This window comes from Rhodococcus (subgen. Prescottella) equi (assembly GCF_003013675.1).
GTDB classification, from domain to species: domain Bacteria; phylum Actinomycetota; class Actinomycetes; order Mycobacteriales; family Mycobacteriaceae; genus Prescottella; species Prescottella equi.
Window position 1 is genome coordinate 1,619,394 of the sequence record NZ_CP027793.1, and the last position, 23,905, is coordinate 1,643,298.

Genomic DNA, 23,905 nt, shown 5'->3' on the forward strand with positions numbered 1-23,905 from the left:
GTCACGCATCGGGGCGCGGCGCGAACTCCGTGCGCAGCATGTCGCCGCAGTCGTCGAGTTCGGGTGACGGGATCGTCGCCCCGAGCGAATCCCATGTCCCGAACTTCAGCGGGGTGCCCGGAACGTCGAACCCGCCCACGTTCTTGATCATTCCGCGGACCGCGATCTGGTCGAGTTTGCGGGTGTCGTCGACGTTGAGGACGATTCCGACCGGCACACCGGCCTCGATGAGGCGGCCCCGCCACGCCTCGCCGGTGTCGGTGCGCAGCACATCCTCCATCGCGGTCTTGAGGTCGGTGTGGTTGGCGCAGCGGTCGACGTTGGTGGCGAACCGGGTGTCCTCGGGTAGGTGGGTGAGGCCCATTGCGCCGCACATGAGTTCGAAAAGGTGGTCGTTGCCGACCGCGATCGCGATCGGGCGGTCGCTGCACTCGAACGTGTCGAACGGATACATGAACGGGTGCCGGTTCCCCAGACGGGTGGGGCGTACCCGGGGGCCGAGGGCATCCATGAGCCCGTGCTCCATCAACGAGAACGTGCTGTCGAGCATCGCGATGTCCACTGTGGTGCCGCGCCCTGTCCGATCCCGGGCGACGAGGGCGGTGAGGATTCCGCAGTACCCCATGATGCCGGCGGTGATGTCCGAGATCGAGGTGCCCACCCGGGTGGCCGGGCCGTCCGGCCATCCGGTGGCGTCCATGATCCCCGCCAGCGCCTGGATCACGGTGTCGTAGGTCGATTCCTGATGCATCGGCCCGTACTGGCCGAACCCGGAGATCGAACAGACGATCAGTCGCGGATGCTCGGCCACCAGGTCGTCCGGCGCGAGACCGAGATGCGCCATCACGCCCGGGCGGAAGTTCTCCACCACCACGTCGGCATGCTTGATCATCGAGCGCACCAACGCCATGTCGTCGGCGTCCTTCAGGTTCAGCGCGATGCTCTCCTTGCCGACGTTCGCCAGCCGGTAGTACTCCGAGCTGCCGTCGTCGGCGAACGGCCCCATCTGCCGGGTGTCGTCGCCGATCCCGGGGCGCTCGATCTTGATGACCCGGGCACCCGCGTCGGCGAGCATCCGCGTGCAGGTCGGTCCGGCGAGCACATGGGTGAAGTCGACGACCGTGATGCCCTCGAGCGCCTGCGGTTTGGTGGGGTCGAGATGTCCGCCGGGGTCGTGTTCGGTCATGGCTCCTCCTCGTGCGCCGGACGGTTCAGCTTCTGCAGGTGGCCGCTCTCGGTGCCGTCGGCCGAGTCGATCACGCAGTCGACGAGTGCGGGCTCACCCGACGCCAGTGCCGACCGCACCGCCGCGGCCACCTCGTCGGGCGTCTCCGCGTGGTACCCGACGCCGCCGAACGCCTCGATCAGCGTGTCGTACCGGCTCGAGTGCAGCAGCACCGTCGGCGCCGGATCGGCCGAGTGCGTGTTGATCTCGTCGCCCCGGTACACGCCGCCGTTGTTGAACACCAGCACGACGACGGGCAGTCGGTACCGGCAGATCGTCTCGATCTCCATGCCGCTGAACCCGAACGCGCTGTCGCCCTCGATCGCAACCACCGGCGACCCGGTCTCGACAGCGGCGGCGATCGCATACCCGAGTCCGACGCCCATCACACCCCACGTCCCGGTGTCGAGCCGGTGCCGCGGCCGGTGGATCGGAATGATGTTGCGTGCGTTGTCGAGGGTGTTCGCGCCCTCGCTGACGACGATCACGTCGGGATGGGCGGCGAGGACGTCCCGTACCGCGCGCAGCGCGACGGCGAAGTTCATCGGATGCACGTCGGCGCGCAGCCGCGCCTCCATTTTCGCGGTGTTCGCCTGCTTCTTCGCCGCGATCTCGGCGAGCCACTCCGGCGACGGCGTGACCGCGCCGGGCCGCAACGCCGCCAGCAGCGCCGTCATCGAGGACGCGATGTCGCCGGCAACCGGGGCGGCGATCGGCCGGTTGCTGTCGAACTCGGTGGGGCAGACGTCGAGCTGGACGAACCGGGCGTCGGGGGACCACCGGGGCGAGCGGCCGTGCTCGAGCATCCAGTTGAGCCGCGCGCCGACGAGCACCACCACGTCGGCGCTGCCGAGCACCAGCGAGCGGGCCGCCGCCGCGGACTGTGGATGGTCGTCGGGCAGCAGCCCCTTGGCCATCGACATCGGCAGGAACGGGGCGCCGGTTGCCTCGACGAACGCGCGAATCTCCTTGTCGGCGCGGGCATACGCGGCACCCTTGCCGAGCAGGATCAGGGGACGCTCGGCGCGTTCGAGGAGCGCAACCGCCCGCTCGACCGACTCGGGAGCGGGCAATTGGCGCGGCGCGGGATCGACCAACGGTGGACGTGGCGTGCGGGGCGCGGTCGCGGCCAGCACCCGGGCCGGCAGGTCGAGGTACACCCCGCCCGGGCGTCCGGACACCGCGGCGCGAAAGGCCCGGCCGACGCCGATCCCGATGAGTTCAGGGGAGTCGACACGGTACGCGGCCTTCGCGAACGGCCGGGCGGTGGCGTGTTGGTCGAGCTCCTCGTAGTCGCCCTGCTGTAGATCGACGATCGATCGCTCGCTGGACCCGCTGATCTGGATCATCGGGAAACAGTCGGTGGTGGCGTTCGCGAGCGCAACGAGCCCGTTGAGGAATCCTGGCGCGGACACCGTGAGACAGACGCCGGGCCGGCCGGTGAGGAATCCCGCCGCGGCGGCCGCGTGCCCGGCGGCCTGCTCGTTGCGGAACCCGAGGTAGCGGATGCCGCGGGCCTGCGCGGTCCGGGCGAGATCGGTCACCGGAATCCCCACGACGCCGTAGATCGTTGTGACCCTGACATTCTCGAGCGCGTCGACGACGAGTTCGTTCCCGTCGACAGTCTCGACGTCGGTCATGGGTGCATCCCCGAACGGCTGGACTCGGCCCCGTGCGGGGGCCCGGTCTTCTCCGAGTATCCACCTTCGAACGGCCTGGGTCAGCAGCTGCCGACATGCCGGACCGAATGATCCGGCATGTCCGCAGTGTCAGTTCACGCTCAGCCCTTCGCGGCGCTGATGCCTGCGCGACGACCGAAGAAGCTGCCGTCGCCGAGTGAGGTGCCCGACGCGTAGCCCCATGCGCAGACGCCGGCGGTGCAGCGACCGGCCGCGAAGAGGCCGGGAATCGGATCGCCCGACACGTGCAGCACCTCGGAGGCAGTGTTGGTGCGCAGACCACCCAGCGTGAATCCGGCGGTGAAGTTGCGCAGGTCCAGTGCTGCGATCGGCGAGCCGATCGGCTTGACCCACTCGGGCTTCTTCCCGAGCACCGGATCCTGCCCGTTTGCGGCATGCTTGTTGTAGACCTCGACCGTCGCCTGCAGTGTGCCCTCCGGCAGCCCCATCTCGGCCTCGAGTTCCTCGACGGTCTCGGCCACCCACTTGGGCTGGAAGCGGAAGAACGGCGTCGAACTCGGCGTAGTCTTCGCCTCCTCGTACGCGTCCTCGTCGATGATCAGGTACGCCTGATTGTCGTTCTGCAGCAGCGTGAGCTGACCGATCCGTCCCGGATAGGTGTCCTCGTTGACATAGCGCTGACCGCGACCGTTGACCAGGATGCCGCGGACCATCATCTGCGGATCACCGAAGAAGGCGACCTCGGTAGCGTCCATGTGCGCCAGGTCGGCGCCGAGGGCCTGCGCCATCCGGATCGACCGGCCGTCGTGCTCCTCGATCGCGGCGCCGGGACGTCCGATGAGGCGGGGCGCAAACGCCTCGACCATGTCCTTGTTGTAAGCGAAGCTACCGGTGGCGAGCACGACGCCCTTGCGGGCGCGCACCACCACGTCCTTGCCGTACTGCTTGGCCTGCACGCCGACGACGCGGCCGGTGGCATCGGTGACCAGGGTCTGGACCCGCATGTCGTACTGGGCTTGCACCCCGAGTTTCTCGGCCGTCTCGACCAGCGGCTTCATGAGCATGTAGCCGCCGCCCTTCTCGCCCACCTTCTTGTCCGCCATCTGCGGGATGTGGCCGCGCGGGGCGGGTGTGGCAATCGTGTTGAACGGCGCCGAGTTCTCGCCGCCCGAGTACATCAGGCCGTCGTCGAACGGAGTCTCCCAGCCGGGCTGACCGTAGAAGCTCTCCTTGAACGGGACGCCGCAGTCGACCAGCCAGTTGTAGTGGTCGACGCTGCCCTCGCAGTATTCGGTGATCTTCGCTTCGTCGGCGCCGGGCCCGAGTGCCGCCATCATGAATGTCTTCATGTTCTCGGGGGTGTCCTCGAACCCGAGTGCCTTCTGCAGCGGGGTGCCGCCACCCATGTAGATGAATCCGCCCGCCAACGAGGCCGCACCGCCCCACCCGCCGGCCCGCTCGAGTACGAGGACCTCGGCGCCGGCGCGGGCAGCCTCGACCGCGGCGCTGACGCCGGCGATACCGTAGCCCGCGATCACGACATCGGCCTCGTAGTCCCAGACGTCGATGCTCTCGGCGGACAAGGGACGGACCGGGGTGGCCCCGGACACCGGCTGTGACATGTGGGTGGATCCTTTCGACTGGGTAGAACGTGTTCTATAAATCAGTATCCGCGTATCGGGCGGCCGGCGTGCCCGAATCGGGCGGACTACTCGGAGCGCTGCTTCTCCGCGGCGCGCGCGGCCTTACGACGATCGGCCTTGACCGCGATCAGCGCGTTGTTCAGTCCGGTGCCCAACGGCCAGCCGACGTAGTGGCAGAGGAAGATCGCGGCCTCCTCGATCTGCTGTTCGGTCAACTCCTCGTTGCCCAGCGCGGCGTTGATCTGGATCTTCGCGACATCGGTCTGCCCTTGCGCCGCGATCGCTCCGAGCAGCAGCAGGCGCCGATCGCGCAGGCTCAGGCCCGGACGCGTCCAGATGTCGGCGAACAGGTGGTCGGCGGTGACGGCGAAGAAGTCGCCCGGCACGTCCGACGGCATCTCCCAGCCGTACACCTGGTTCATCATCGCGACGCCGCGCTTGCGTCGTTCCGACGTGGTGGCGTCGCCGTTGTGGTCGGTCATGCGTTCTCCTTGTGGTGGGCGCGGTCGGCGACCGTTCCGGTCCCGACACCGAGTCCGGGGCCGAGGCCGGCGAGGGCCCGGGCGCCGAGGGGCAGGTCGACGTCGAACCGGTCGCCCAGATCGAGCGCCAGCGCGAGATCCTTCTCCCCGAGGTTGCGGACGTGGGACAGGATCGAGAACCACGGGTCGTCGTCCGCGACCGGAGCGGTCGTGTCGCGGAGCATGATCGCCCCCGCGCCCCCGGTGATCGCGTCGGTGTGGCGGACCACCTTGCCGAGCTTGCGGATGTCGATGCCGGCTGCCTCGGCCAGGCGCGCCGCCTCGCACGCCGCGGTGAACGACACGAAGTGGAGTAGGTTGCGCGCCAGCTTCATCCGGGTTCCGGCGCCCACCGGCCCGGCATGGACCACCAGCTCGGCGAAGTAGCCGAACGGTTCGCGGACCGCCTCGAATGCCTCGTCGCTGCCTCCGACCATGACGGCGAGCCGGCCCTGCTGTGCTCCCGGCGCTCCGCCGCTGACCGGCGCGTCGATCAGGTCGACCCCCTTGGCCCTGCAGGTTGCGGCCAGTTCGGTCGCCGTCGTGTCGCTGATCGTGGAGTGCACCGCGATCACCGTGCCGGGCCGGGCCGTGGACAGGATGCCGTCCGGTCCGGCGACGACGTCGCGGACCTGGCCGTCGTCGAGGACGGTCACCGAGATGACCGACGCGCGATCGGCGACCTGCGCCGGCGTCGACACCGCCGTCGCGCCCGCCGTCGTGAACGGTTCGACGGCCTCGGCGCGGGCGTCGCACACGACCAGCGTGCCCGGACGTTCGAGCAGTCGGGTGGCCATCGGGGCGCCCATGTTCCCCAGACCGATGTAGCCGACCGCGCGGGTGGGTTCGCTCACGACCGGATCACCTGCCCGCCGTCCACGTTGAAGATCTGGCCGGTGATCCAGCTCGCCTCGTCGGACAGAAGGAACAGGCACATGCCGACCAGGTCCTCGGGAGTGCCCATGCGCTGCAGGGGAATCCGCTTCACCATATCGGCGACGATGTTGCCGGGCGTGACCGTCCGGGTGGCCTCGGTGTCGATCGGGCCCGGGGCAATCGCGTTGATCCGGATGTTCGACCAGCCGAGTTCGAACGCGAGCTGCTGGGTGAGGCCGTTGATCCCGACCTTCGCCAGACCGTAGAAGTTGGAGTACACCCACGCGGCGGTGGACGACTGGTTGACGATCGACCCGCCGCTCTCGCGCATGTGCGGCACGACGGCCCGACACACGTTGAGCGCACCGTCCATGTTGACGCTCATGAATTTCTTGTAGTAGTCCCACGGCACCGTGAGCAGCGAGTCGAGTTTCATGCCGCCGTAGATCGCCGCGTTGTTCACGAGGTGGTCGATGCGGCCGAACCTCTCGATCGTGAACGACGCCAGATCCAGGGCCGAGTCCGGTTCGGCCACATCGACTTCCTTGAAGACGGCGGAACCGCCGTCGGAGGTGATCTGTTTGGCGACCGTCTCGCCCAGCTCACGGTTGAGATCGGCGACGACCACGTCGGCGCCTTCGGCGGCAAGTGCCCGGGCATACCCCTCGCCGATGCCCTGGGCGGCGCCGGTGACGATGGCGGTGCGTCCGTCGAAACGTCCCATCTGCATGTCTCCTGTCGTCGAATTCGGCTAAGCGGTCGCGGGTTCCGCGACGAGCTTGGTCTCCAGGTACTCCTCGAAGCCGGCCACGCCCATCTCCCGGCCGATTCCGGACTGCTTGTAGCCGCCGAACGGTGCATCCGCCGCGTACCAGACGCCTCCGTTGACGGCGAGCGTTCCGGTGCGGACGCCCTCCACGACATGCCGGACGCGATCGGGATCGGTGCCCCACACGGATCCGGAGAGGCCGTAGGGCGAGTCGTTCGCGATGCGAATCGCGTCGTCGTCGCCGTCGTGGGGGAGGATTACCAGTACCGGCCCGAAGATCTCCTCCTGGGCGACGCGGGACGAGTTGTCGAGACCCGAGATCAGGGTGGGTTCGACGAAGAAGCCACGCTCGTGCTCGGCGGGCCGTCCGCCGCCCACGACGATCGTCCCGCCCTCCTCCACCGCGAGCTTCAGGTAGCTCTCGACGCGTGCACGCTGACGGGCGGAGATCAATGGGCCGCAGACGGTTCCGCGTTCGTCGGGGTCGCCGGGCCGGATCCCCGCCATCGTGCGGGCGGTGGCCGCGACGGCGTCGTCGTAGCGTTCGCGCGGCACCAGCAGGCGGGTCGTGATAGCGCACCCCTGACCGGCATGGGTGCACACCGTGAACGCGGCGATCGCGCAGGCGGCGGCGAGGTCGGCGTCGTCCAGGACGACGAACGCGGACTTCCCGCCCAGCTCGAGGAACACCTTCTTCAGTGATTGTGCGGCCGCGGTCATGACGGCTTTGCCGGTCGCGGTGGAGCCGGTGAAGGAGATCAGGTCGACGCGTGGATCCTCGGCGAGCTGCGCGCCGAGCCGATGGTCGGTCGAGGTGACGATGTTGACGACGCCCGCCGGGATGTCGGTCTCCTCCGCGATGACCTTGCCGACCAATGCCGCGCACCAGGGTGTATCGGGAGCCGGCTTGAGGACGACGGTGTTGCCGGCCGCGAGCGCGGGCCCGAGCTTCGCGAAGTTGATCTGGTGCGGAAAGTTCCAGGGCGTGACCGCTCCGACGACGCCGACGCCCTCTTTGAGGACCCGGCGCCGCGTTCTGATACCCATCGGCGCCGCGACGCCCAGATCGGACTCCCACGCGTACGACTCGGCGAGGTCGGCGAAGTAGCCGAGATCCGCGATCGGGCCCTCGAGCTGCGGCCCGGCGGTGAGCATGCGGGGTGCGCCCGCCTCGGCGATCGTGATCTCGCGCAGCTCCTCGATGTGCGACTGCAGGGCATCGCGCAGCTGACGCAGACACCGCGCGCGGAAGCTGTGATCACGCGACCAGGACGTCTCGTCGAAGGCCCGGCGGGCCGCCGCGATCGCCGCGTCCATGTCGGCGGCCGTGCCCTCTGCCGCGTGGCCCACCACCTCCTCGGTGGCGGGCGCGAGCACCTCGAACACGCCGCCCGAACCGGGAACCAGTTTGCCGTCGATCAGGAGCGCGGAGCTGTCGGTCGGTCGAAGCGTCATTGCGCAGAACCTTTCTGGCTGGACAGGTGTCTGGACTATAGTACGAACAAATGTCGCCAGCAATGCCGTTCCGATGGAATGTCATTCGGAATCCATTGCAGTAGTGCAAGGGAGCAGTCATGGGGAGAGTTGCGGGGAAGTTGTCCTGGTCACCGGTGCCGCCCGCGGTCAGGGGCGCAGTCATGCGGTTCGGCTGGCGGAGGAGGGCGCCGACGTGATCGCTCTCGACGTCTGTGCCGACATCGGAACCAACGAGTACCCGCTGGCGACCGAGGCGGATCTGGACGAGACCGCGCGGCTCGTCGAGAAGGCCGGCGGCAGGATCGTCGCGGCCGAGGTGGACGTCCGGGATCGGGCAGCGCTCGAGGTGTGCCTGGCCGACGCCGTCGCGCAATTGGGCCGCCTCGATGTCGTGGTGGCCAACGCGGGTATCTGTCCGCTCGGCAAGCATTTGCCGGCGCAGGCGTTCGTCGACGCGTTCGACGTCGACTTCGTGGGCGTCGTCAACACCGTGCACGCGGCGCTGCCGTACCTGGGGGAGGGCGCCTCGGTGATCGCGATCGGGTCGGTCGCGGGACTGGTGCCGCAGACCGGCTTCAACGGTCAGCAGGCGCTCCAGGGGCCCGGCGGCGACGGATACGGGTTGGCCAAGAAGATGATCCAGACCTACACGAACTCGCTGGCGCTGACTCTCGGCCCCGATTCGATCCGGGTCAATGCGATCCATCCGACCAACTGCAACACCGACATGCTGCAGAGCACGCCCATGTACAAGACCTTCCGGCCCGACCTCGGGAACCCCACTGCGGAGGATGCTGCGGTGACCTTCCCGTTCATGCAGGCCATGCCGATCCCGTGGGTCGAGCCGGAGGACATCTCGCACGCCGTGGTGTACCTGGCCTCCGACGAATCGCGTTACGTCACCGGGCAGCAACTGAGGATCGACGCCGGAGCCGGCATGAAGATGGGCCTCTGATCTCTGCCGACAGACAGGAAACTGTAGTAGTGTCCGGACATGTGTCTAGTATGAGTTTCGAGTCCACGCGCCGGCGCCTTACGCCGAAGCAGGCCGATACCGTCGACCGACTGTGCGAGTCCGCAGTGCAGGTGCTGCGGCAGGAGGATTTCGCCGGTCTCACCGTTCGCGCGGTCGCCTCGCGGGCCGGCGTCGGGCCCGCCACCGCTTACACGTACTTCTCGTCCAAGGAACACCTGGTGGCCGAGGTCTTCTGGCGCCGGCTCTCGCAGTCACCGCGGCCGGAGTCCGACGGGCTCGACCGGACCGGTCGCGTCGTAGCGGTGCTGCGCGGCATCGCCCTCCTGCTCGCCGACGAGCCCGGCTTGTCGAGCGCCGTCACCAACGCACTCCTCGGGAGCGACCCCGACGTCGAGCACTTGCGGGTGCGAATCGGCATCGACATCCGCGGCCGCCTCGAAGAGGCGCTGGGGAAGCCCGCCGATCCCGAACTTCTCGAGACCCTCGACCTCCTGTACGCCGGAGCGCTGCTCCGGGCCGGCATCGGGTACGGCTCCTACCAAGACCTCGCCGGTCAGTTGGAGCGTTCCGCCACAATGATTCTGGAGTGATCACATGACCGAAGCGCTGGTCGACCCGGTGGTCTTCAATCCCTACGACTACGACTTCCACGACGACCCGTACCCGATCTACGCCCGGCTGCGCGACGAGTCCCCGCTCTACCACAATCCGGAGATCGGATTCTGGGCGCTGTCGCGTCACTCCGACGTGCTGCGTGCCTTCCGGGACAGCACCCGGCTGTCGAGTGCCAACGGGGTCTCCCTCGACCCTGCCGCGTACGGGCCGCACGCGCACCTGGTGATGTCCTTCCTCGCGATGGACGACCCGCGGCACGCACGCCTGCGCCAGTTGGTTTCCCGCGGATTCACTCCGCGCCGTGTGGCCGAGCTCGACGGGCGGATCCTCGAACTCACCCGTCAGTACCTCGAGCCGGCTCTGGAAGCCGGTGAATTCGACTGGATCGCCGAGGTTGCGGGCAAGCTCCCGATGGACGTCATCTCCGAACTGATGGGCGTGCCGGAGGCCGACCGCGCGGAACTTCGACGGCTCGCGGACCTGGTGGTTCACCGGGAGGACGGCGTCCTCGACGTGCCGCCGGCGTCGGTCGAGGCGTCGCTGAGCCTTATGACCTACTACAAGGAGATGATCGAGCAGCGTCGACGCTCGCGTACCGAGGACCTGACGTCGGCGTTGCTCGACGCCGAGATCGACGGCGACAAGCTGTCGGACCAGGAGGTTCTCGGGTTCCTGTTCCTGATGGTGGTCGCCGGCAACGAGACTACGACCAAGCTGCTCGGCAACGCGGCGTACTGGGGCGCCCACAATCCCGATCAGGTCGCGCAGGTGCTGAACGACCCGGCGCGGGTGACGGATTGGGTCGAGGAGACGCTGCGATTCGACACTTCGAGCCAGATCGTCGCCCGCACCACCGCCGTGGATCTCGAGTACTACGGGCAGACGGTTCCGGCAGGAGAGAAGATGCTGCTGCTGATCGGTTCCGCGAACCGCGACGAGGACGTGTTCGAGGACGGCGACCGCTACCGGATCGGCCGGGACTCGACCAACAAACTCGTCAGCTTCGGTGGAGGTGTGCACTTCTGCCTCGGCGCACACCTCGCCCGGCTCGAGGCGAACATCGCCCTCGCCGAATTCGCCAAGAGCGTGAGGCATTTCGAGGTCGACGAGTCCGGAATCGAACGTGTCCATTCCACGAACGTGCGGGGCTTCGCGGCCCTGCCGATGAAGGTGCAGGTGCGCTGATGCCCCGTTTCGAACCCAACCCCACCCGCAGGCCGACGTTGGTCAGCGGCGCGTCGTCCGGAATCGGCGAGGCGGTCGCATACGCGCTCGCCGACCTGGGGCACCCGGTCGCGCTCGGTGCCCGCCGGGTCGCGGAGACGGAGGCGATCGCGGACAAGATCCGCAGCAACGGGGGAGAGGCGTTCGCCCACTTCCTCGACGTCACCGACGACGCCTCGGTGGACGCGTTCGTCACGGCCGCCGAGGAGGCCCTGGGCCCCGCCGAGATCGTCGTCTCCGGTGCGGGCGACCTCGAGTTCGGTGCCGCCGACCAGATGGACCCGGCCAGCTTCGCCAAGCAGATCGACGTGCACCTCGTCGGCGCGCAGCGGCTCGCACACCGCGTCCTACCCGGGATGCGTGAACGCCGCCGCGGCGACTTCGTGCTCATCGGCTCGGATTGCGCCGACCGCCAACGCCCGATGATGGGTGCGTACGACGCCGCCAAGGCCGGCCTCGAGGCGATGGGGCGCCAAATGCGAATGGAACTCGAGGGAACCGGAATTCGAGCCTCGATCGTGCGGCCCGGCCCCACCTTCACGGGCATGGGCATGAACTCCACTCCCGAGATCCTCGCGCCCGTCGCCGAGCTGTGGGGCAAGTGGGGTTTCGCCCGCCACGGATACATGCTGCGCGCATCGGACATGGCGAACGCCGTCGTCGCGGTGGTGGGCGCCCCGCGCGGTGTCCACCTCGTCCTCATCGAAGTCCAGCCCGAGGCGCCGCTCGCGCCCCTTCCAAGTTCCGAGGAGTCGAAATGACCCTGCCCGATCCGCCCCGCGTGTCCGGAGGACTCCACGAACACGGACACCTCGAGGAACTGCGCACCGACCCGATCGCCCTGATGCGCCGCGTGCGCGAGGAGTGCGGCGACGTCGGGGTGTTCCGGTTGGTTGATCGCGACGTGGTGCTCTTGACCGGGGCCGAGGCCAACGAGTTCTTCTTCCGCTCCTCCGACGAGGATCTGGACCAGCAGGCCGCCTACCCGTTCATGAAGCCGATCTTCGGCGAGGGCGTGGTGTTCGACGCGAGCCCCGAGCGCCGGTCGGAGATGCTGCACAACTCCGCACTGCGCGGCGAACAGATGCGGGGCCATGCGACGACGATCGGCGGCGAGGTCGAGGACATGGTGTCCCGGTGGGGAGACGAGGGCGAGATCGATCTGCTCGAGTTCTTCGCCGAACTGACGATCTACACGTCCTCGGCGTGCCTGATCGGCAAGAAGTTCCGAGACGAACTCGACGACCGGTTCGCCAAGCTCTACCACGAACTCGAACAGGGCACCGACGCGATCGCCTTCGTCGACCCGTACGCGCCGATCGAGAGTTTTCGTCGCCGCGACGCCGCTCGCGTCGCCCTCGTCGAGCTCGTCCAGGGCATCATGAACGGGCGCGTCGCCAATCCTCCCCGGGGCAAGAAGGATCGCGACATGCTCGACGTCCTGGTCTCGATCAGGGACGACGAGGGCAACCTGCGCTTCAGCGCGGACGAGATCACCGGAATCTTCATCTCGATGATGTTCGCCGGCCACCACACCACGTCCGGCACCGCGGCGTGGTCGCTCATCGAGCTACTGCGGCATCCGGACACGATGCAGCAGGTCACCGCCGAACTGGACGAGCTGTATGCCGACGGTGCCGACATCAGTTTCCATGCGCTGCGGCAGATCCCGGTCCTCGAGGCGGTGATCAAGGAAACCCTGCGGCTGCATCCGCCGCTGATCATCCTGCTCCGGGTCGCCCGCGGCGACTTCGAGGTGGGCGGGTTCTCGGTCCACGAGGGCAACCTGGTGGCGGCCACGCCGGCGGTCTCGAACCGGATCCCGGAGGACTTCCCCGAACCCGACTCCTTCCACCCGGGTCGGTACATCGACCCCAACCAGGAGGACACCGCGAACCGTTGGACGTGGATCCCCTTCGGTGCGGGTCGTCACCGTTGTGTCGGGGCGGCGTTCGCGCAGATGCAGCTGAAGGCGATCTTCTCGATCCTGCTGCGCGACTTCGAGTTCGAGATGGCGCAGTCGGCCGACTCGTACCGCAACGACCACAGCAAGATGGTGGTGCAGTTGCAGCAGCCGTGCCGCGTCCGCTATCGCCGGCGCACCGTCCGGGCGGCGTCCGTCGGAGCGGCGGCAGTGGCTCCGACTGGGTGCCCGGTCGCCCACACGAGTGAGGCCTGACGATGCGCGTCGAAGCTGATCTCGATCTCTGCCAGGGGCACGCCGCATGCGAGATGGAGGCACCCGACGTGTTCACCGTGCCCAAGCGCGGCAAGGTCACCGTCCTCGATGCGAATCCGCCGGAGTCGTTGCGGGCCGACGTCGAGAGCGCGGTCCGGTACTGCCCGACGCAAGCCCTGCGGATCGTCGAGGACTGACGGCGTTTCGCGCACGCACCACACCAGAACCATCGAAGGAGACGACGACATGACCGGATTCGACCGTGGCGAACTGGACGAGATGGTCCAGCGCTGGGTGGACGCCAACAAGAAGGCCGAGGCGGCCGGCGACTGGAAGCCGCTGGCGGACTTCTATACCGAGGACGCCACCTACGGCTGGAACTACGGCCCCAAGCAGGACTTCATGGCAGTGGGGCGTGACGAGATCCGCGACGTCGCGCTCGGACTGGAGATGCAGGGGCTCGAGGGTTGGGAGTATCCCTACCAGGAGTTCGTGATCGACGAGCGCAGTGGCAACGTGATCGGGCTGTGGAAGCAGATCTCCGACGCGGCGCGTCCGGACGGCACCAACTATGCGGTGTACGGCATCGGTGGCAGCTGGTTCCGGTACGGCGGGAACTTCCAGTGGTCCTGGCAGCGTGACTTCTTCGACTTCGGCAATGTCTCGGCACTGTTCATGGAGATGATTCAGAACAATGCGCTGTCGACGGGTATGCAGTCCCGCATCCAGCGCTCGATCTCCGGAGAGAAGCTGCCGGGCTGGTACCCGGTCGGCCAGGCCCCGGTCCCGCTGTGGTGAGCACCGAGGAGCGGCGGTCACCCTCGTTCGCGGCGCTGTCGCGGACGGACCTGGCGGCACTGGTGCCGGAACTGCTGCTGTGCGGCCAGTTGATCGACCGATCCGGGATGGCCCACCTGATCGTCGAGTTCGGGCGGGAGGGCATGGCTCAGGTCGCGATCGAGGAATGGCAGGCGGCGAGTCCCTGGTACACCCGGCGCATGCAGCGTGCATTGCGCTACGAGGGCGACGACGTCGTCACCATCTTCAAGGGCCTGCAGCTCGACATCGGGGCGCCGCCGCAATTCATGGACTTCCGCTTCCGGGTCGACGATCCGCAGCACGGCGAGTTCTGGCTCGACCACTGTGGCGCGCTGATGGACGTCGAACCGCTGGGCGACGAGTACGTGACCGCGATGTGCCACGACATCGAGGACCCCACATTCGACGCCACGGCACTGGCCACCAATGCGCACGCGCAGGTCCGTCCGATCCATCGTCCCCCGCGCCGGCCGGCGGACCGTCACCCACACTGCGCGTGGACCGTCGTCATCGACGAGAAGCACGTCCCGCCGACGATGCAGCCGCACACCGAGCAGATCGGCCGAACCGCCGCCAACACGGTCGAACTCAGCCCGATCGACAACGGCGGCGACGGCAACCACGACTACGCGGGACCGTTGCTCGCCGACCTGCGGTTCCAGGACTTCTCGCAGTCCGCTCTCGTGCGGATCGCCGAGGAGGTGTGCCTGCAGCAACACCTGCTCGCCCTCGGCTTCCTGATCGCGGTCCGCAAGCGCGCGGACGAGGACAAGACCCGCGAGATCACCCGCAAACAGCTCACCGGCATCGCCGGCGTCACCGCGCAACGAATTCGCGACGCGCTCGGTCTGCCAGACGACCTCGAAGGCCTCGCGACCGTGCTGGCACTGCACCCACTGCTGAACCCCACGCAGTACGTGGACAGCGAAATTCGTTTCGACGGAGAGCAACTGGAGCTCGTGATTCGACGGACCGGGCTCGTGGACGTCGACGGTGGCTGGCCCACGCTGATCGATGCCGAGCACCTCGAAGCGCTGCAGGCCCTGGTACGCGGGGTCAATCCGCGCTTCACCGTACGGGTCGTCGGTGACGGCGCCGCCGGGCTGCACGTCACCGTCGACGTCACCACCGACCCCGCGCCCGAATGCGTCGAGGTCGCGATCACCAAGGTGAGCACCGGTGCCGCCTTCGCGTTCGAGGACCGTGGAATTCCGTTGCCGCTCTATGTGATCTGATCGACCGACCCAGACAAGGGGATCTTCGCATGGCCTACACGTTCGCTGACTTGTTCGAGCATTCGGTGGATGCGATGCCGGACCGCCTCGCCATGATCGTCGGCGACGAGCAGGTCACCTACCGAGAACTGGACGAGCGAGCGAACCGGCTCGCGCACCACCTCGCGGGAGCGGGTTTCGGCGTGGGCGCCCACATCGGAGTCCACATGCACAACTCGATCGAGACGATGGTCGCGATCATCGCGTCCTTCAAACTCCGGGCCGTTCCGGTGACGGTGAACTACCGATACACCTCCGACGAACTGCGGTATCTGTACGACAATGCCGACCTCGAGGGGCTGGTGTTCCATCAGGGGTTCGCCGACCGGATCGCCGAGGTGCTGCCCGAACTTCCGCGCATCCGGCACCTCGTCTCGGTTCCCGATGTCCTGGCCTGCGGCGACGAGTGCGAGGTCACCGGGGCTGCCGAATACCGGGACGCGCTCGCGTCGGGAAGTGCAGAGCGCGGCTTCGGGAAGCGCAGCCCCGACGATCACTACATCTTCTACACCGGTGGAACCACCGGTCGACCGAAGGGCGTGGTGTGGCGCCACGAGGACATCTGGCGGGTTCTGGGCGGAGGACTGGACTTCTACACGGGCGAACCGATCCTCGACGAGTTCGAGCAGTCCCGGGCAGGGGTGGCAGCGGGCGAGGCGATGCGCTGGGTGATGCTGCCGCCGTTGATCCACACGTCGGCGATGATGCCGACCTTCACGGCGTTCTTCTCCGGCAACACCGTCATCATGGAACCGAAGTTCGATCCGGGCCGTGTCTGGGCGGTCGTAGCCGAACACCGGCCGCAGGTCATGGTCATCACCGGCGACGCGATGGGACGGCCCCTCGTCGAGGCCTATCGCGAACAGGAGGGGGACACGTCCAGCCTGGCCGTGCTCGCGTCCGGCGCAGCGCTGTTCTCCGCCGCGGTCAAGGACGCCTTCTTCGAGGTGATGCCGAACCTGATGATCTCCGACTCGGTCGGGTCGTCCGAAACCGGCTTCGGCGGAATCGGATTCGCAACCAAGGGGTTCGAGCAGCACGGTGGACCGAAGGTCGGTGCGAACAAGTACTCGGTCGTCGTCGACGACGAGAACCGCATCCTCGTACCGGGTTCCGGAGCCGAAGGCTGGTTGGCGAAACTGGGCAACGTCCCCGTCGGGTACTACAACGACCCAGTCAGATCGGCCGAGATCTTCCGCGTCGTCGACGGGCAGCGCGCGGTGGTCACGGGCGACCGTGCGCGAATTGAGGACGACGGATCGATCACGCTGTTGGGGCGCGGAAACATGGTCGTCAACACCGGCGGCGAGAAGGTGTTCGCGGAGGAAGTCGAGGCCGTCGTCAAGTCGCACCCCGACATCTACGACGCGATCGTCATCGGCGTACCCGACGACCGTTGGGGCAGCCGCGTGGCCACGGTCGTCCGGGTGCGCGACGGCGTCGACCCGGACTTCGAGTCCGTGGAGAAGCACACCCGAAGCCGGCTCGCCGGTTACAAGATCCCGCGAACCTACTGGATCGCCGACGAGGTGCTGCGCACCCCGAGTGGCAAGCCGGACTACGGCTGGGCCAAGGGGCACGCGGGCGCACACGCGCACGCGTACCGGATCGATTAGACGTCGGCGCCGGCGTCCGGGGAAATACCGCCATCTGTGCAGTAACCGCGCGTCTGTCGGAGCTCGGAAATGGATGCCGGCAGCAGAACCGTCGCCGCCGAATACGCTTTCGGGCGCGCGTTATCGTATTTCGAGGCGCGGCCGTTACAGGGAAAATGCGCGTCTTCCTGCGGGTCTGCCGCGAGTCGGCGGTCGTAGGGTGAACGTCGGGGTGAAATCTCCTTCGGTGCGCGGCGCATCGGGATGGAAAGCTGCAGATGGGCCTCGTGCGCCACGATCTTTGGTTAGTAATGCGAATCGAATCTGCTCGGATCCGTGGAAAGGGATGGCTTTCGATATAAGTTCGAGATGCTATCTTCATCACGCCTGTATGCATGTGGCTGGGGGTTTGCTATCCGTTCAGATGGGGGTCTGACGGATTTTTCGGGGGGCGTTTCTTCACCTGTTTTCTGTCTTCATGCGGTGGGTGTTTGTTGTGCGTCGCTGGCATGCCGATCGAGGAGGATGAGGAACGATGTCTACCCACAGAGCCCGCAACTCGAGAACACTGCGGATGAAGAGCCGGATCATGGTCGCGGCCACCGCAGTCGGGGCTTTGACGATTGCCACGCCGGCGGTCGGCGAGGCTCAGCCCGCTCCCCAGAACGGATTCGGGAGCAGCGCGAACGGCGGCGCAAACGGCGGACTCTCGGGTCTGGGCAGCAGCATCGGCGGGAACGGTGCCGCCGGCTTCGGTAGCGCCGCGGGGCCCGGAGGCGCCAACGGGGGCGTCGACGCGGGCAGCGCCGGTAACCTCGACTTGGCGAACCTCGCACAGACCGCGTTGGGCAGCCTCGCGAATCTGGGCACAGGCAGCCTCGGCGGCGGGATCGACGCCGGGAGCGTGACGGATGCGATGCCCGAACTCGGCGTCGGCAGCCTCGGCGAGGCGGATGCCGGCAGCCTGGGCGACATCGGAAGCGACTCGGGAGCAGGCAGTGCCGGAGCCGCTCCGGGCGCGGGCAGCCTCGAACTAGGACTCGGTGTCATCGGTGACCTGGCCGCAGGCAGCGCCGGCGAGGTCGGGGGCGGTAGCGCCGATACCGGCAGCGACGCCTCCGGGAGCGGCGATGCCGGAAGCCTCGCTGATCTGGGCTCGGGAAGCGGCAACCTCGACCTGGCCGCTTTGGCGCAGCTGGCGCTGGGCAGCTCCGGCGACGGCGGAGTCGACCTCGGAAGCCTCGCGGACCTGGCACTCGGCAGCCTGGGACTGCCCGCCGGCAGCGCCGAGCCGACCCTCGACTTGGGCAGCTTGGCCGAGTTGGCCTCGGGGAGCGTGGACCTACCTGCCGGAAGTGGCGATCTCGCCGCCGGCAGCGGCGACCTGGATCCGGGCAGCATGGGTGAGGCGGCGCTGGGGAGTTTGGCGCTTCCGTTCGGGAGTTTGGCTCTGCCGGTTGTCGGTAGTGCGGCGGCGCTCGGGTCCACGGGGGATGCGGGCAGCGCCGGTGGTGCCGGTATGGGGAGTGCGGACCTTGGTGGTGTGGTGGATCTGGGTAGCCTGGCTGACCTGGGTTCGGGCAGTGATTCCGGTAGCGACACCGGCGGCCTGGAGACCGGTAGTGGTGAGTTGAGCTCCGGCAGTGGTGATCTCGATCTGGGTAGCTTGGGTGAGCTTGCGCTGGGAAGCCTGGGTGTCGATCTGGGTAGCCTGGCTGATCTGGGTTCGGGCAGTGATTCCGGTAGCGACACCGGCAGCCTGGAGACCGGTAGTGGTGAGTTGAGCTCCGGCAGTGGCGATCTGGACCTGGGTAGCTTGGGTGAGGCTGTGCTGGGGAGTTTGGCGCTTCCGTTCGGGAGTTTGGCTCTGCCGGTTGTCGGTAGTGCGGCGGCGCTCGGGTCCACGGGCGACGCGGGGAGCACCGGTGGTACCGATGTGGGTAGCGCGGACCTTGGTGGTGTGGTGGATCTGGGTAGCCTGGCTGACCTGGGTACGGGCAGTGATTCCGGTAGCGACACCGGCAGCCTGGAGACGGGTAGTGGTGAGCTGACGGCCGGCAGTGGCGATCTCGACCTGGGCAGCCTGGGTGAGGCGGCGCTGGGAAGTTTGGCGCTTCCGTTCGGAAGTTTGGCTCTGCCGGTTGTCGGTAGTGCCGCGGCACTCGGGTCCACAGGGGATGCGGGGAGCACCGGTGGTACCGACGTGGGTAGCGCGGACCTCGGTGGTGTGGTGGATCTCGGGAGCCTGGCGGACCTGGGCACGGGCAGTGATTCCGGTAGCGACACCGGCAGCCTGGAGACCGGTAGTGGTGAGTTGAGCTCCGGCAGTGGCGATCTCGACCTGGGCAGCCTGGGTGAGGCGGCGCTGGGTAGCTTGGCGCTTCCGTTCGGAAGTTTGGCTCTGCCGGTTGTCGGTAGTGCCGCGGCACTCGGGTCCACAGGGGATGCGGGCAGCACCGGTGGTACCGATGTGGGTAGCGCGGACCTCGGTAGCCTGGCGGACCTCGGTTCGGGCAGTGCCTCCGGCAGCGGCACGGGCAGCGGCGGGCTGACCGCAGGAAGCGGTGACCTCGGCTTGGGGAGCCTCACGGACCTCGCCCTCGGCAGCCTCGGACTGGGCAGCGCCGGTGAAACCGAGGCCGGTAGCTCCGAGAACGGCAGCGCCGGTGGCGGCGAAGCAGGTAGCTCCGACCTGGGCAGTGCAGTCCTCGGGAGTGCCGCGGTAGGCGGGCTGGCTCTCGGCAGCACCCTTGCCGGTGGCGGAACCCTCGGCAGTGCGGCACTCGGGAGTGCCCTCGCCGGAGGCGCCGCACTCGGCAGCACCCTGGCCTCGACCGGCAACGCCGGCAGCGGTGCGAATGCCGAAGCCGAAGCCGAGGCCGAGGCCGAGGCCGAAGCCGAAGCCGAAGCCGAAGGCGCGGGCAATGGGAATATCACGCAGCCGATTGCCGCCCAGGCAGCCGCTCTGCAGAACGTGAGCGCGCCCGCCGCGGCGCAGCAGGCGGGCGCTCAGATCTCCGCGGTACCCGTCGGCGGCGTCGAAGCCGGTGACAAGGGCGCCCCGAGCGACACCGCGGGGCGGGGGCTGCTGCTGGGAACCGCACTGCTGCTGGCAGCCACGGCCGGAACGGCCGCAGCCACCGGACGCCACCGCCGCAAGCAGTAGGCAGTGAGTTCGACCGTGAACGACAAGCCGACAGGCCGGTTCCGGAGATCGTCCGGAACCGGCCTGTCGGCCGTTCTTGCCGGGGCCCTCGCATGCGGATTCCTGCTGGCCAGTTGCGCCGCACCCGAATCGGCCGTCCCGGCACAATCCGGTCCGGCACCCACGACGTCAGCCGCCGCCCCGATCGTGTCCGGTCCGGAAAACGCGGTGGTCCGCCCCGACCGACTCGTCGTCGCCGCGATCGGAGTCGACACCGAACTCGTCGATCTCGGGCTGGAGCCGGACGGCACGCTCGAGGTGCCGCCCGGAGCATTCCCCGCCGGATGGTATTCCGGCTCACCGGTTCCCGGCGAACGAGGTCCCGCGATACTCGCCGGCCACGTCGACTGGGGCGGTGAGCCCGGCGTGTTCCTTCGCCTCCACGAACTGATACCGGGAGACACGATCGACACGATCCGATCCGACGGGGTCACGGCTGTGTTCCGGGTGACGAGAGTCGACCGCTACGCGAAAGCGGAGTTCCCGACCGCGGCGGTGTACGGCAACATCGATCACCCCGGGCTCCGGCTGATCACATGTGGCGGCGAATTCGACACTGCTGCAAGAAGCTACCGCGACAACACCGTCGTCTTCGCCGACCTCGTCGAGGAACGTGTGCAGTCGGCGCAGTGATCACGCAGACGTGCGCCGCCCCCACCGGAAGTACGACAGGGGGCCGATGAAGTTGACGGCGATGATCGCGGCCCACCTGCGCTTGCTGCCGTTGACCTCGTCGCGCGGCCGGGTCGCGAGATCCGCCCACGCGGTCGCCGCCAGGCTCAACTGGACCGAGCCGGCTGCGATGATCACCGCGCGCTGAATCGGGCTCATCTCCGACCACTTCTTCTTCGCCATGGGGCCTTTCCTTCCGTGTCCACAGGTCGACGTCCGCGCTGGTCGAACGCCCTCCGTTCTTCCTACCGGACGACGACACGACGCGGCCGGGTCACACGCGCAGGACGCGCGAAGAGAACGGCTGGTCTGTAGCCTGTCGGGCGAGAACCGGCCGCCCGAAGCCGGGAACGGAGCGGAGAGTGCCGATGGCTGACCTGGTGGTGTTCGGTGACGTGTTGACGATGGACGACGCGAATCCGCGAGCGACTGCGGTTGCCGTCGAGGACGGGCGCATCGTCGCAGTCGGGGCCGACGCCGACGTCGCCGGATTCATCGGCCCTCGGACCGTCGTCCACGACGTCGGAAATGCCTGCATCATGCCGGGATTCATCGAGGCGCACGGTCACCCTCTGAACGAGGCGGTCCTGCTGGGCGAGCCCGTCGTCGATATCCGCCCCGTCACGGTCCCCGACGCCGACGGCGTGCTCGCCACGATCGCGCAAGCCGTCGCGGACGCCGGCCCCGAAGGCGCCGTACTCAACGGCTGGGATCCGCTGCTGCAGAAGGGGCTCGACGAGCCCACTCTGCAGTGGATGAACGAGCAGTCGCCGCACAAGCCGTTGATCGTCCTGCACAACTCCGGACATGCCGCCTACTTCAACTCGACCGCCGCGGCCGCCGCCGGCGTCACCGAGGACACTCCCGATCCGGAGGGTGCCCGCTTCGGGCGCGACGCCGACACCGGTGAGCTCACCGGTGTCGCATACGAGTCGGCGGCCGTGATCGCGATCGCCGGCCCGGTGCTGGCCTCGGCGGCGGGACGATTCCCCGACCTGCTCGCGTCCGAATCCGCGCGACTGAACGCTGCCGGCGTCACCACCGTGAGCGAGATGGCGTTCGACCCGGGCATGCGGGCTCCGCTGGCCGCGGCCGCCGAGGCCGGGATCCTCACCACCCGACTGCGGCTCTACGAGATGTCGGGGCCGAAGCGCGGGTCCGACCTCGAGCCGGGCGCGGGTGACGAGATGGTGCGGCAGGTTGGGATCAAGATCTGGTCCGACGGTTCACCGTGGATCGGGAACATCGCGCTCAGCTTCGCTTACCTGGACACCCCGGCCACGCGCGCACTAGGCATGGCCTGCAGTCACGGCGGAGCCAACTACACGGGCGAGCAGATCCTCGAGATCAGCACCCCGTACTACGAACAGGGCTGGCAGATCGCGTGCCACGCGCATGGCGACGACGCGATCACGATGGTCCTCGACGCGTGGGAGCAGATGCTGTCCGCGAACCCGCGTGACGATCACCGACTGCGCCTCGAGCATGTCGGCGCGATGCGCCCGGACCAGTTCCGACGCGCCGCCGACCTGGGAGTGACCTGCAGCTTGTTCGTCGACCACCTCTACTACTGGGGTGACGTCCTCGTCGACGATCTGTTCGGTAGCGAGCACGGCGGGCACTGGGCCGCCGCGGGTTCGGCGCTGGCGGCCGGTCATCGCATTTCGTTCCACAACGACGGTCCGGTCACGCCTACCGATCCGCTGCGCAACATCGCGGACGCCGTCACCCGGCGTTCCCGCGGCGGGCGGGTGCTGGCGCCCGAGGAGCGCATCCCGGTGGAGGCCGCGCTGCGCGCCCAGACCGTCGACGCGGCCTGGCAGCTGTTCAGTGAGGATTCCATCGGCGCGTTGAAACCTGGGATGCACGCCGACCTGGTCGTCCTGTCGGCGAATCCGCTTGCCGTGGATCCCGAGCGGATCGCGGACATCGAGGTGCGGGCCACGGTGTTCGCCGGCGCCACGGTGTACGGCAGCCTGAGCTGACGACGAAGAACACCGCCCGGGAATCCCCGGACGGTGTTCTTGGTCGAGCCGTATGGCGATGAGTGCGGTCAGCCGGCCTGCTGCTGCGGTGCCTCGGCCTTCGGCTTGCGGAGCTGCGTGAGCCCCAACAGGGCCGCGGTGACGACGAACCATCCGCCGATCACGAGCAGTCCGTGGCCGACGCCAGTGCCGCCGAAGTAGACGATCGAACGGGTGGCGTCGACGGCACCCGCGCCGATCCAGAAGTGGCTGAGTGCCGACCAGAAGCCGGGCAGGAAGTCGGCGGGGAACGCGCCACCAGCACTCGGGAAGTTCACGAAGATCATCAAGACCATCACGACCATGATCGCGGCCTTGCCGAACACCCGGTTGACGAGGATGCTCACCAACCCCACGACGATCGTGTAGGCGATCACCACGGCGAGCAGCGCGACACTGGCCGCGAACGACGCGCCGTAGAAGCCGACGAAGATCGCCGAGACCAGATATGCGGCGAGCACACCGACCACCGACATCACGCCCAGCACACCGAGCTGCTGACGCAATCGCATGCGCGGCGCCACCTGGGAGAGCACGGTGATCGTCAGGTACCCGACGATCGTGCAGACCATGACGAGATAGAACAGGCCGGTGCCGGTCGGATCGTCCGCGGCGAGCGGCGCGTGGTCGACCACGTTCAGGTCGACGCCCTGCGCGGCGGCGAGCGGCTGTGCGAGCCCCTCCGCGGCTTGGACCCGCATCGTGCCCTCGGCGGACGCGATGTGCAGGTTCATCGTCGGACCCAGCTCGATCACGCCGGCGATCTCGCGGTTCTGCAGGCGATCGATCGCGCCGGTCGCGTCCGTGGAGGTCTCGAGGTCGAACTTGTCGCCGACGGTCGGAGCGAGCCGGTCGACCAACGCGGTCGTGGCGGACTCGGGTCCGACGACGACGATCTCCACCTCGCGCGGCGCGGGGTTGTGGAACGCGCTGACATAACAGAGCGCGAACATGACCGCGAAGAACAGCGGAAACACCATCGATTCGACGACGGTGCGCCACTGGGTGGGACCGCCGCCGGCGCCCTCGGGTGCGCCGTGGTCGAGGTGGAGCGCGGGGGCGACCGCCTCGGTGTCGGCCTCCATGGCTCGGTCCCAGTCGTCGTGGCGCTGATCGGTGGTGTTGGGCATCCGCATCGCCCTTTCTGAATCGTCGAAATGTCAACACTGTTG

22 protein-coding genes are annotated in these 23,905 nt (G+C 68.0%); 12 read left to right on the forward strand and 10 right to left on the reverse strand.

Features of this window, described 5'->3' with window-relative positions; all coding sequences use genetic code 11:
- Nucleotide 1: 1 nt before the first annotated feature.
- The 7 genes from C7H75_RS07770 to C7H75_RS07800 all read right to left on the reverse strand — a co-directional run bounded on the left by C7H75_RS07770 (nucleotide 2) and on the right by C7H75_RS07800 (nucleotide 8,129).
- Entirely contained in the window at nucleotides 2–1,186 is a 1,185-nt protein-coding gene (locus C7H75_RS07770; RefSeq protein ID WP_106851180.1) for a CaiB/BaiF CoA transferase family protein, read from the reverse strand.
- Nucleotides 1,183–2,865: an oxalyl-CoA decarboxylase gene (gene oxc / locus C7H75_RS07775; protein ID WP_084866064.1), complete on the reverse strand. Its 1,683-nt coding sequence runs from the start codon at nucleotides 2,863–2,865 to the stop codon at nucleotides 1,183–1,185. Before oxc ends, C7H75_RS07770 begins: the two co-directional genes overlap by 4 nt.
- A gap of 140 nt (nucleotides 2,866–3,005) precedes the next feature.
- Nucleotides 3,006–4,487: an FAD-dependent oxidoreductase gene (locus tag C7H75_RS07780; RefSeq protein WP_064079595.1), complete on the reverse strand. Its 1,482-nt coding sequence runs from the start codon at nucleotides 4,485–4,487 to the stop codon at nucleotides 3,006–3,008.
- Between the two features lie 86 nt (nucleotides 4,488–4,573).
- Nucleotides 4,574–4,990 (reverse strand): carboxymuconolactone decarboxylase family protein, encoded by a 417-nt coding sequence (locus tag C7H75_RS07785; RefSeq protein WP_005514551.1) that lies wholly within the window; start codon nucleotides 4,988–4,990, stop codon nucleotides 4,574–4,576.
- Nucleotides 4,987–5,883 (reverse strand): NAD(P)-dependent oxidoreductase, encoded by an 897-nt coding sequence (locus C7H75_RS07790; protein WP_013415345.1) that lies wholly within the window; start codon nucleotides 5,881–5,883, stop codon nucleotides 4,987–4,989. The genes C7H75_RS07785 and C7H75_RS07790 overlap by 4 nt, the downstream gene beginning before the upstream one ends.
- Entirely contained in the window at nucleotides 5,880–6,629 is a 750-nt protein-coding gene (locus C7H75_RS07795) for an SDR family oxidoreductase (protein WP_013415346.1), read from the reverse strand. Before C7H75_RS07795 ends, C7H75_RS07790 begins: the two co-directional genes overlap by 4 nt.
- A 27-nt stretch (nucleotides 6,630–6,656) precedes the next feature.
- Nucleotides 6,657–8,129, reverse strand: a complete 1,473-nt coding sequence (locus C7H75_RS07800; protein ID WP_064077486.1) for an aldehyde dehydrogenase — start codon at nucleotides 8,127–8,129, stop codon at nucleotides 6,657–6,659.
- Between the two features lie 73 nt (nucleotides 8,130–8,202).
- Here C7H75_RS07800 and C7H75_RS07805 point away from each other — a divergent pair, with 73 nt between their 5' ends.
- The 9 genes from C7H75_RS07805 to C7H75_RS07845 are packed head-to-tail and all read left to right on the forward strand — an operon-like array spanning nucleotide 8,203 to nucleotide 16,853.
- Complete coding sequence (locus tag C7H75_RS07805) at nucleotides 8,203–9,105, forward strand: mycofactocin-coupled SDR family oxidoreductase (RefSeq protein WP_106851181.1); 903 nt, start codon at nucleotides 8,203–8,205, stop codon at nucleotides 9,103–9,105.
- Nucleotides 9,106–9,155: 50 nt separating this feature from the next.
- A complete protein-coding gene (locus tag C7H75_RS07810; protein WP_005514546.1) occupies nucleotides 9,156–9,716 on the forward strand; it encodes a TetR/AcrR family transcriptional regulator in 561 nt (186 codons plus the stop codon).
- A 4-nt stretch (nucleotides 9,717–9,720) separates the two neighbouring features.
- Entirely contained in the window at nucleotides 9,721–10,926 is a 1,206-nt protein-coding gene (locus C7H75_RS07815) for a cytochrome P450 (RefSeq protein WP_005514545.1), read from the forward strand.
- Complete coding sequence (locus tag C7H75_RS07820; protein WP_005514544.1) at nucleotides 10,926–11,726, forward strand: SDR family oxidoreductase; 801 nt, start codon at nucleotides 10,926–10,928, stop codon at nucleotides 11,724–11,726. The genes C7H75_RS07815 and C7H75_RS07820 overlap by 1 nt, the downstream gene beginning before the upstream one ends.
- On the forward strand, nucleotides 11,723–13,144 hold the full coding sequence (gene cyp51, locus C7H75_RS07825; RefSeq protein ID WP_106851182.1) for a lanosterol 14-alpha demethylase: 1,422 nt from the start codon (nucleotides 11,723–11,725) through the stop codon (nucleotides 13,142–13,144). Before C7H75_RS07820 ends, cyp51 begins: the two co-directional genes overlap by 4 nt.
- A 2-nt stretch (nucleotides 13,145–13,146) precedes the next feature.
- Nucleotides 13,147–13,341, forward strand: a complete 195-nt coding sequence (locus C7H75_RS07830) for a ferredoxin (RefSeq protein ID WP_005514542.1) — start codon at nucleotides 13,147–13,149, stop codon at nucleotides 13,339–13,341.
- A 49-nt stretch (nucleotides 13,342–13,390) separates the two neighbouring features.
- Nucleotides 13,391–13,942 carry a Cif family virulence factor gene (locus C7H75_RS07835; RefSeq protein ID WP_005514541.1) on the forward strand — a complete coding sequence of 184 codons (552 nt, stop codon included), beginning with the start codon at nucleotides 13,391–13,393 and terminating at the stop codon, nucleotides 13,940–13,942.
- Entirely contained in the window at nucleotides 13,936–15,198 is a 1,263-nt protein-coding gene (locus C7H75_RS07840) for a hypothetical protein (protein ID WP_084847843.1), read from the forward strand. Before C7H75_RS07835 ends, C7H75_RS07840 begins: the two co-directional genes overlap by 7 nt.
- 29 nt (nucleotides 15,199–15,227) lie before the next feature.
- Nucleotides 15,228–16,853 (forward strand): acyl-CoA synthetase, encoded by a 1,626-nt coding sequence (locus C7H75_RS07845; RefSeq protein WP_084847842.1) that lies wholly within the window; start codon nucleotides 15,228–15,230, stop codon nucleotides 16,851–16,853.
- Here C7H75_RS07845 and C7H75_RS25710 read toward each other — a convergent pair.
- On the reverse strand, nucleotides 16,850–17,128 hold the full coding sequence (locus tag C7H75_RS25710; protein ID WP_139791949.1) for a hypothetical protein: 279 nt from the start codon (nucleotides 17,126–17,128) through the stop codon (nucleotides 16,850–16,852). The two genes, C7H75_RS07845 and C7H75_RS25710, sit on opposite strands and share 4 nt — an antisense overlap.
- A 239-nt stretch (nucleotides 17,129–17,367) precedes the next feature.
- On the opposite strand from C7H75_RS25710, the gene C7H75_RS26185 reads away from it, so the two are divergent.
- Both C7H75_RS26185 and C7H75_RS07855 read left to right on the forward strand, forming a co-directional pair.
- Nucleotides 17,368–19,998: a beta strand repeat-containing protein gene (locus C7H75_RS26185; protein ID WP_233281874.1), complete on the forward strand. Its 2,631-nt coding sequence runs from the start codon at nucleotides 17,368–17,370 to the stop codon at nucleotides 19,996–19,998.
- Nucleotides 19,999–20,001: 3 nt separating this feature from the next.
- A complete protein-coding gene (locus C7H75_RS07855) occupies nucleotides 20,002–20,670 on the forward strand; it encodes a class F sortase (RefSeq protein WP_106851183.1) in 669 nt (222 codons plus the stop codon).
- Here the strand turns inward: C7H75_RS07855 and C7H75_RS07860 are convergent, their stop codons facing one another.
- Nucleotides 20,671–20,892 (reverse strand): PLDc N-terminal domain-containing protein, encoded by a 222-nt coding sequence (locus tag C7H75_RS07860; RefSeq protein WP_005514534.1) that lies wholly within the window; start codon nucleotides 20,890–20,892, stop codon nucleotides 20,671–20,673. It abuts the gene before it with no gap.
- 185 nt (nucleotides 20,893–21,077) lie between these two features.
- Here C7H75_RS07860 and C7H75_RS07865 point away from each other — a divergent pair, with 185 nt between their 5' ends.
- A complete protein-coding gene (locus tag C7H75_RS07865; protein WP_081185738.1) occupies nucleotides 21,078–22,694 on the forward strand; it encodes an amidohydrolase in 1,617 nt (538 codons plus the stop codon).
- 68 nt (nucleotides 22,695–22,762) lie between these two features.
- Here the strand turns inward: C7H75_RS07865 and C7H75_RS07870 are convergent, their stop codons facing one another.
- Entirely contained in the window at nucleotides 22,763–23,863 is a 1,101-nt protein-coding gene (locus C7H75_RS07870) for an ABC transporter permease (RefSeq protein WP_233281876.1), read from the reverse strand.
- Nucleotides 23,864–23,905 lie beyond the last annotated feature (42 nt).

Excerpts from the sequence above, each read along its gene's own strand:
- C7H75_RS07770 (WP_106851180.1), bottom strand. The coding sequence starts at position 1,186 with ATGACCGAACACGACCCCGGCGGACATCTCGACCCCACCAAACCGCAG.
- oxc (WP_084866064.1), bottom strand. The coding sequence starts at position 2,865 with ATGACCGACGTCGAGACTGTCGACGGGAACGAACTCGTCGTCGACGCG.
- C7H75_RS07780 (WP_064079595.1), bottom strand. The coding sequence starts at position 4,487 with ATGTCACAGCCGGTGTCCGGGGCCACCCCGGTCCGTCCCTTGTCCGCC.
- C7H75_RS07785 (WP_005514551.1), bottom strand. The coding sequence starts at position 4,990 with ATGACCGACCACAACGGCGACGCCACCACGTCGGAACGACGCAAGCGC.
- C7H75_RS07795 (WP_013415346.1), bottom strand. The coding sequence starts at position 6,629 with ATGGGACGTTTCGACGGACGCACCGCCATCGTCACCGGCGCCGCCCAG.
- C7H75_RS07800 (WP_064077486.1), bottom strand. The coding sequence starts at position 8,129 with ATGACGCTTCGACCGACCGACAGCTCCGCGCTCCTGATCGACGGCAAA.
- C7H75_RS07805 (WP_106851181.1), top strand. The coding sequence starts at position 8,203 with ATGGAATGTCATTCGGAATCCATTGCAGTAGTGCAAGGGAGCAGTCAT.
- C7H75_RS07810 (WP_005514546.1), top strand. The coding sequence starts at position 9,156 with ATGAGTTTCGAGTCCACGCGCCGGCGCCTTACGCCGAAGCAGGCCGAT.
- C7H75_RS07815 (WP_005514545.1), top strand. The coding sequence starts at position 9,721 with ATGACCGAAGCGCTGGTCGACCCGGTGGTCTTCAATCCCTACGACTAC.
- C7H75_RS07820 (WP_005514544.1), top strand. The coding sequence starts at position 10,926 with ATGCCCCGTTTCGAACCCAACCCCACCCGCAGGCCGACGTTGGTCAGC.
- cyp51 (WP_106851182.1), top strand. The coding sequence starts at position 11,723 with ATGACCCTGCCCGATCCGCCCCGCGTGTCCGGAGGACTCCACGAACAC.
- C7H75_RS07830 (WP_005514542.1), top strand. The coding sequence starts at position 13,147 with ATGCGCGTCGAAGCTGATCTCGATCTCTGCCAGGGGCACGCCGCATGC.
- C7H75_RS07835 (WP_005514541.1), top strand. The coding sequence starts at position 13,391 with ATGACCGGATTCGACCGTGGCGAACTGGACGAGATGGTCCAGCGCTGG.
- C7H75_RS07845 (WP_084847842.1), top strand. The coding sequence starts at position 15,228 with ATGGCCTACACGTTCGCTGACTTGTTCGAGCATTCGGTGGATGCGATG.
- C7H75_RS26185 (WP_233281874.1), top strand. The coding sequence starts at position 17,368 with ATGTCTACCCACAGAGCCCGCAACTCGAGAACACTGCGGATGAAGAGC.
- C7H75_RS07860 (WP_005514534.1), bottom strand. The coding sequence starts at position 20,892 with ATGGCGAAGAAGAAGTGGTCGGAGATGAGCCCGATTCAGCGCGCGGTG.
- C7H75_RS07865 (WP_081185738.1), top strand. The coding sequence starts at position 21,078 with ATGGCTGACCTGGTGGTGTTCGGTGACGTGTTGACGATGGACGACGCG.
- C7H75_RS07870 (WP_233281876.1), bottom strand. The coding sequence starts at position 23,863 with ATGCCCAACACCACCGATCAGCGCCACGACGACTGGGACCGAGCCATG.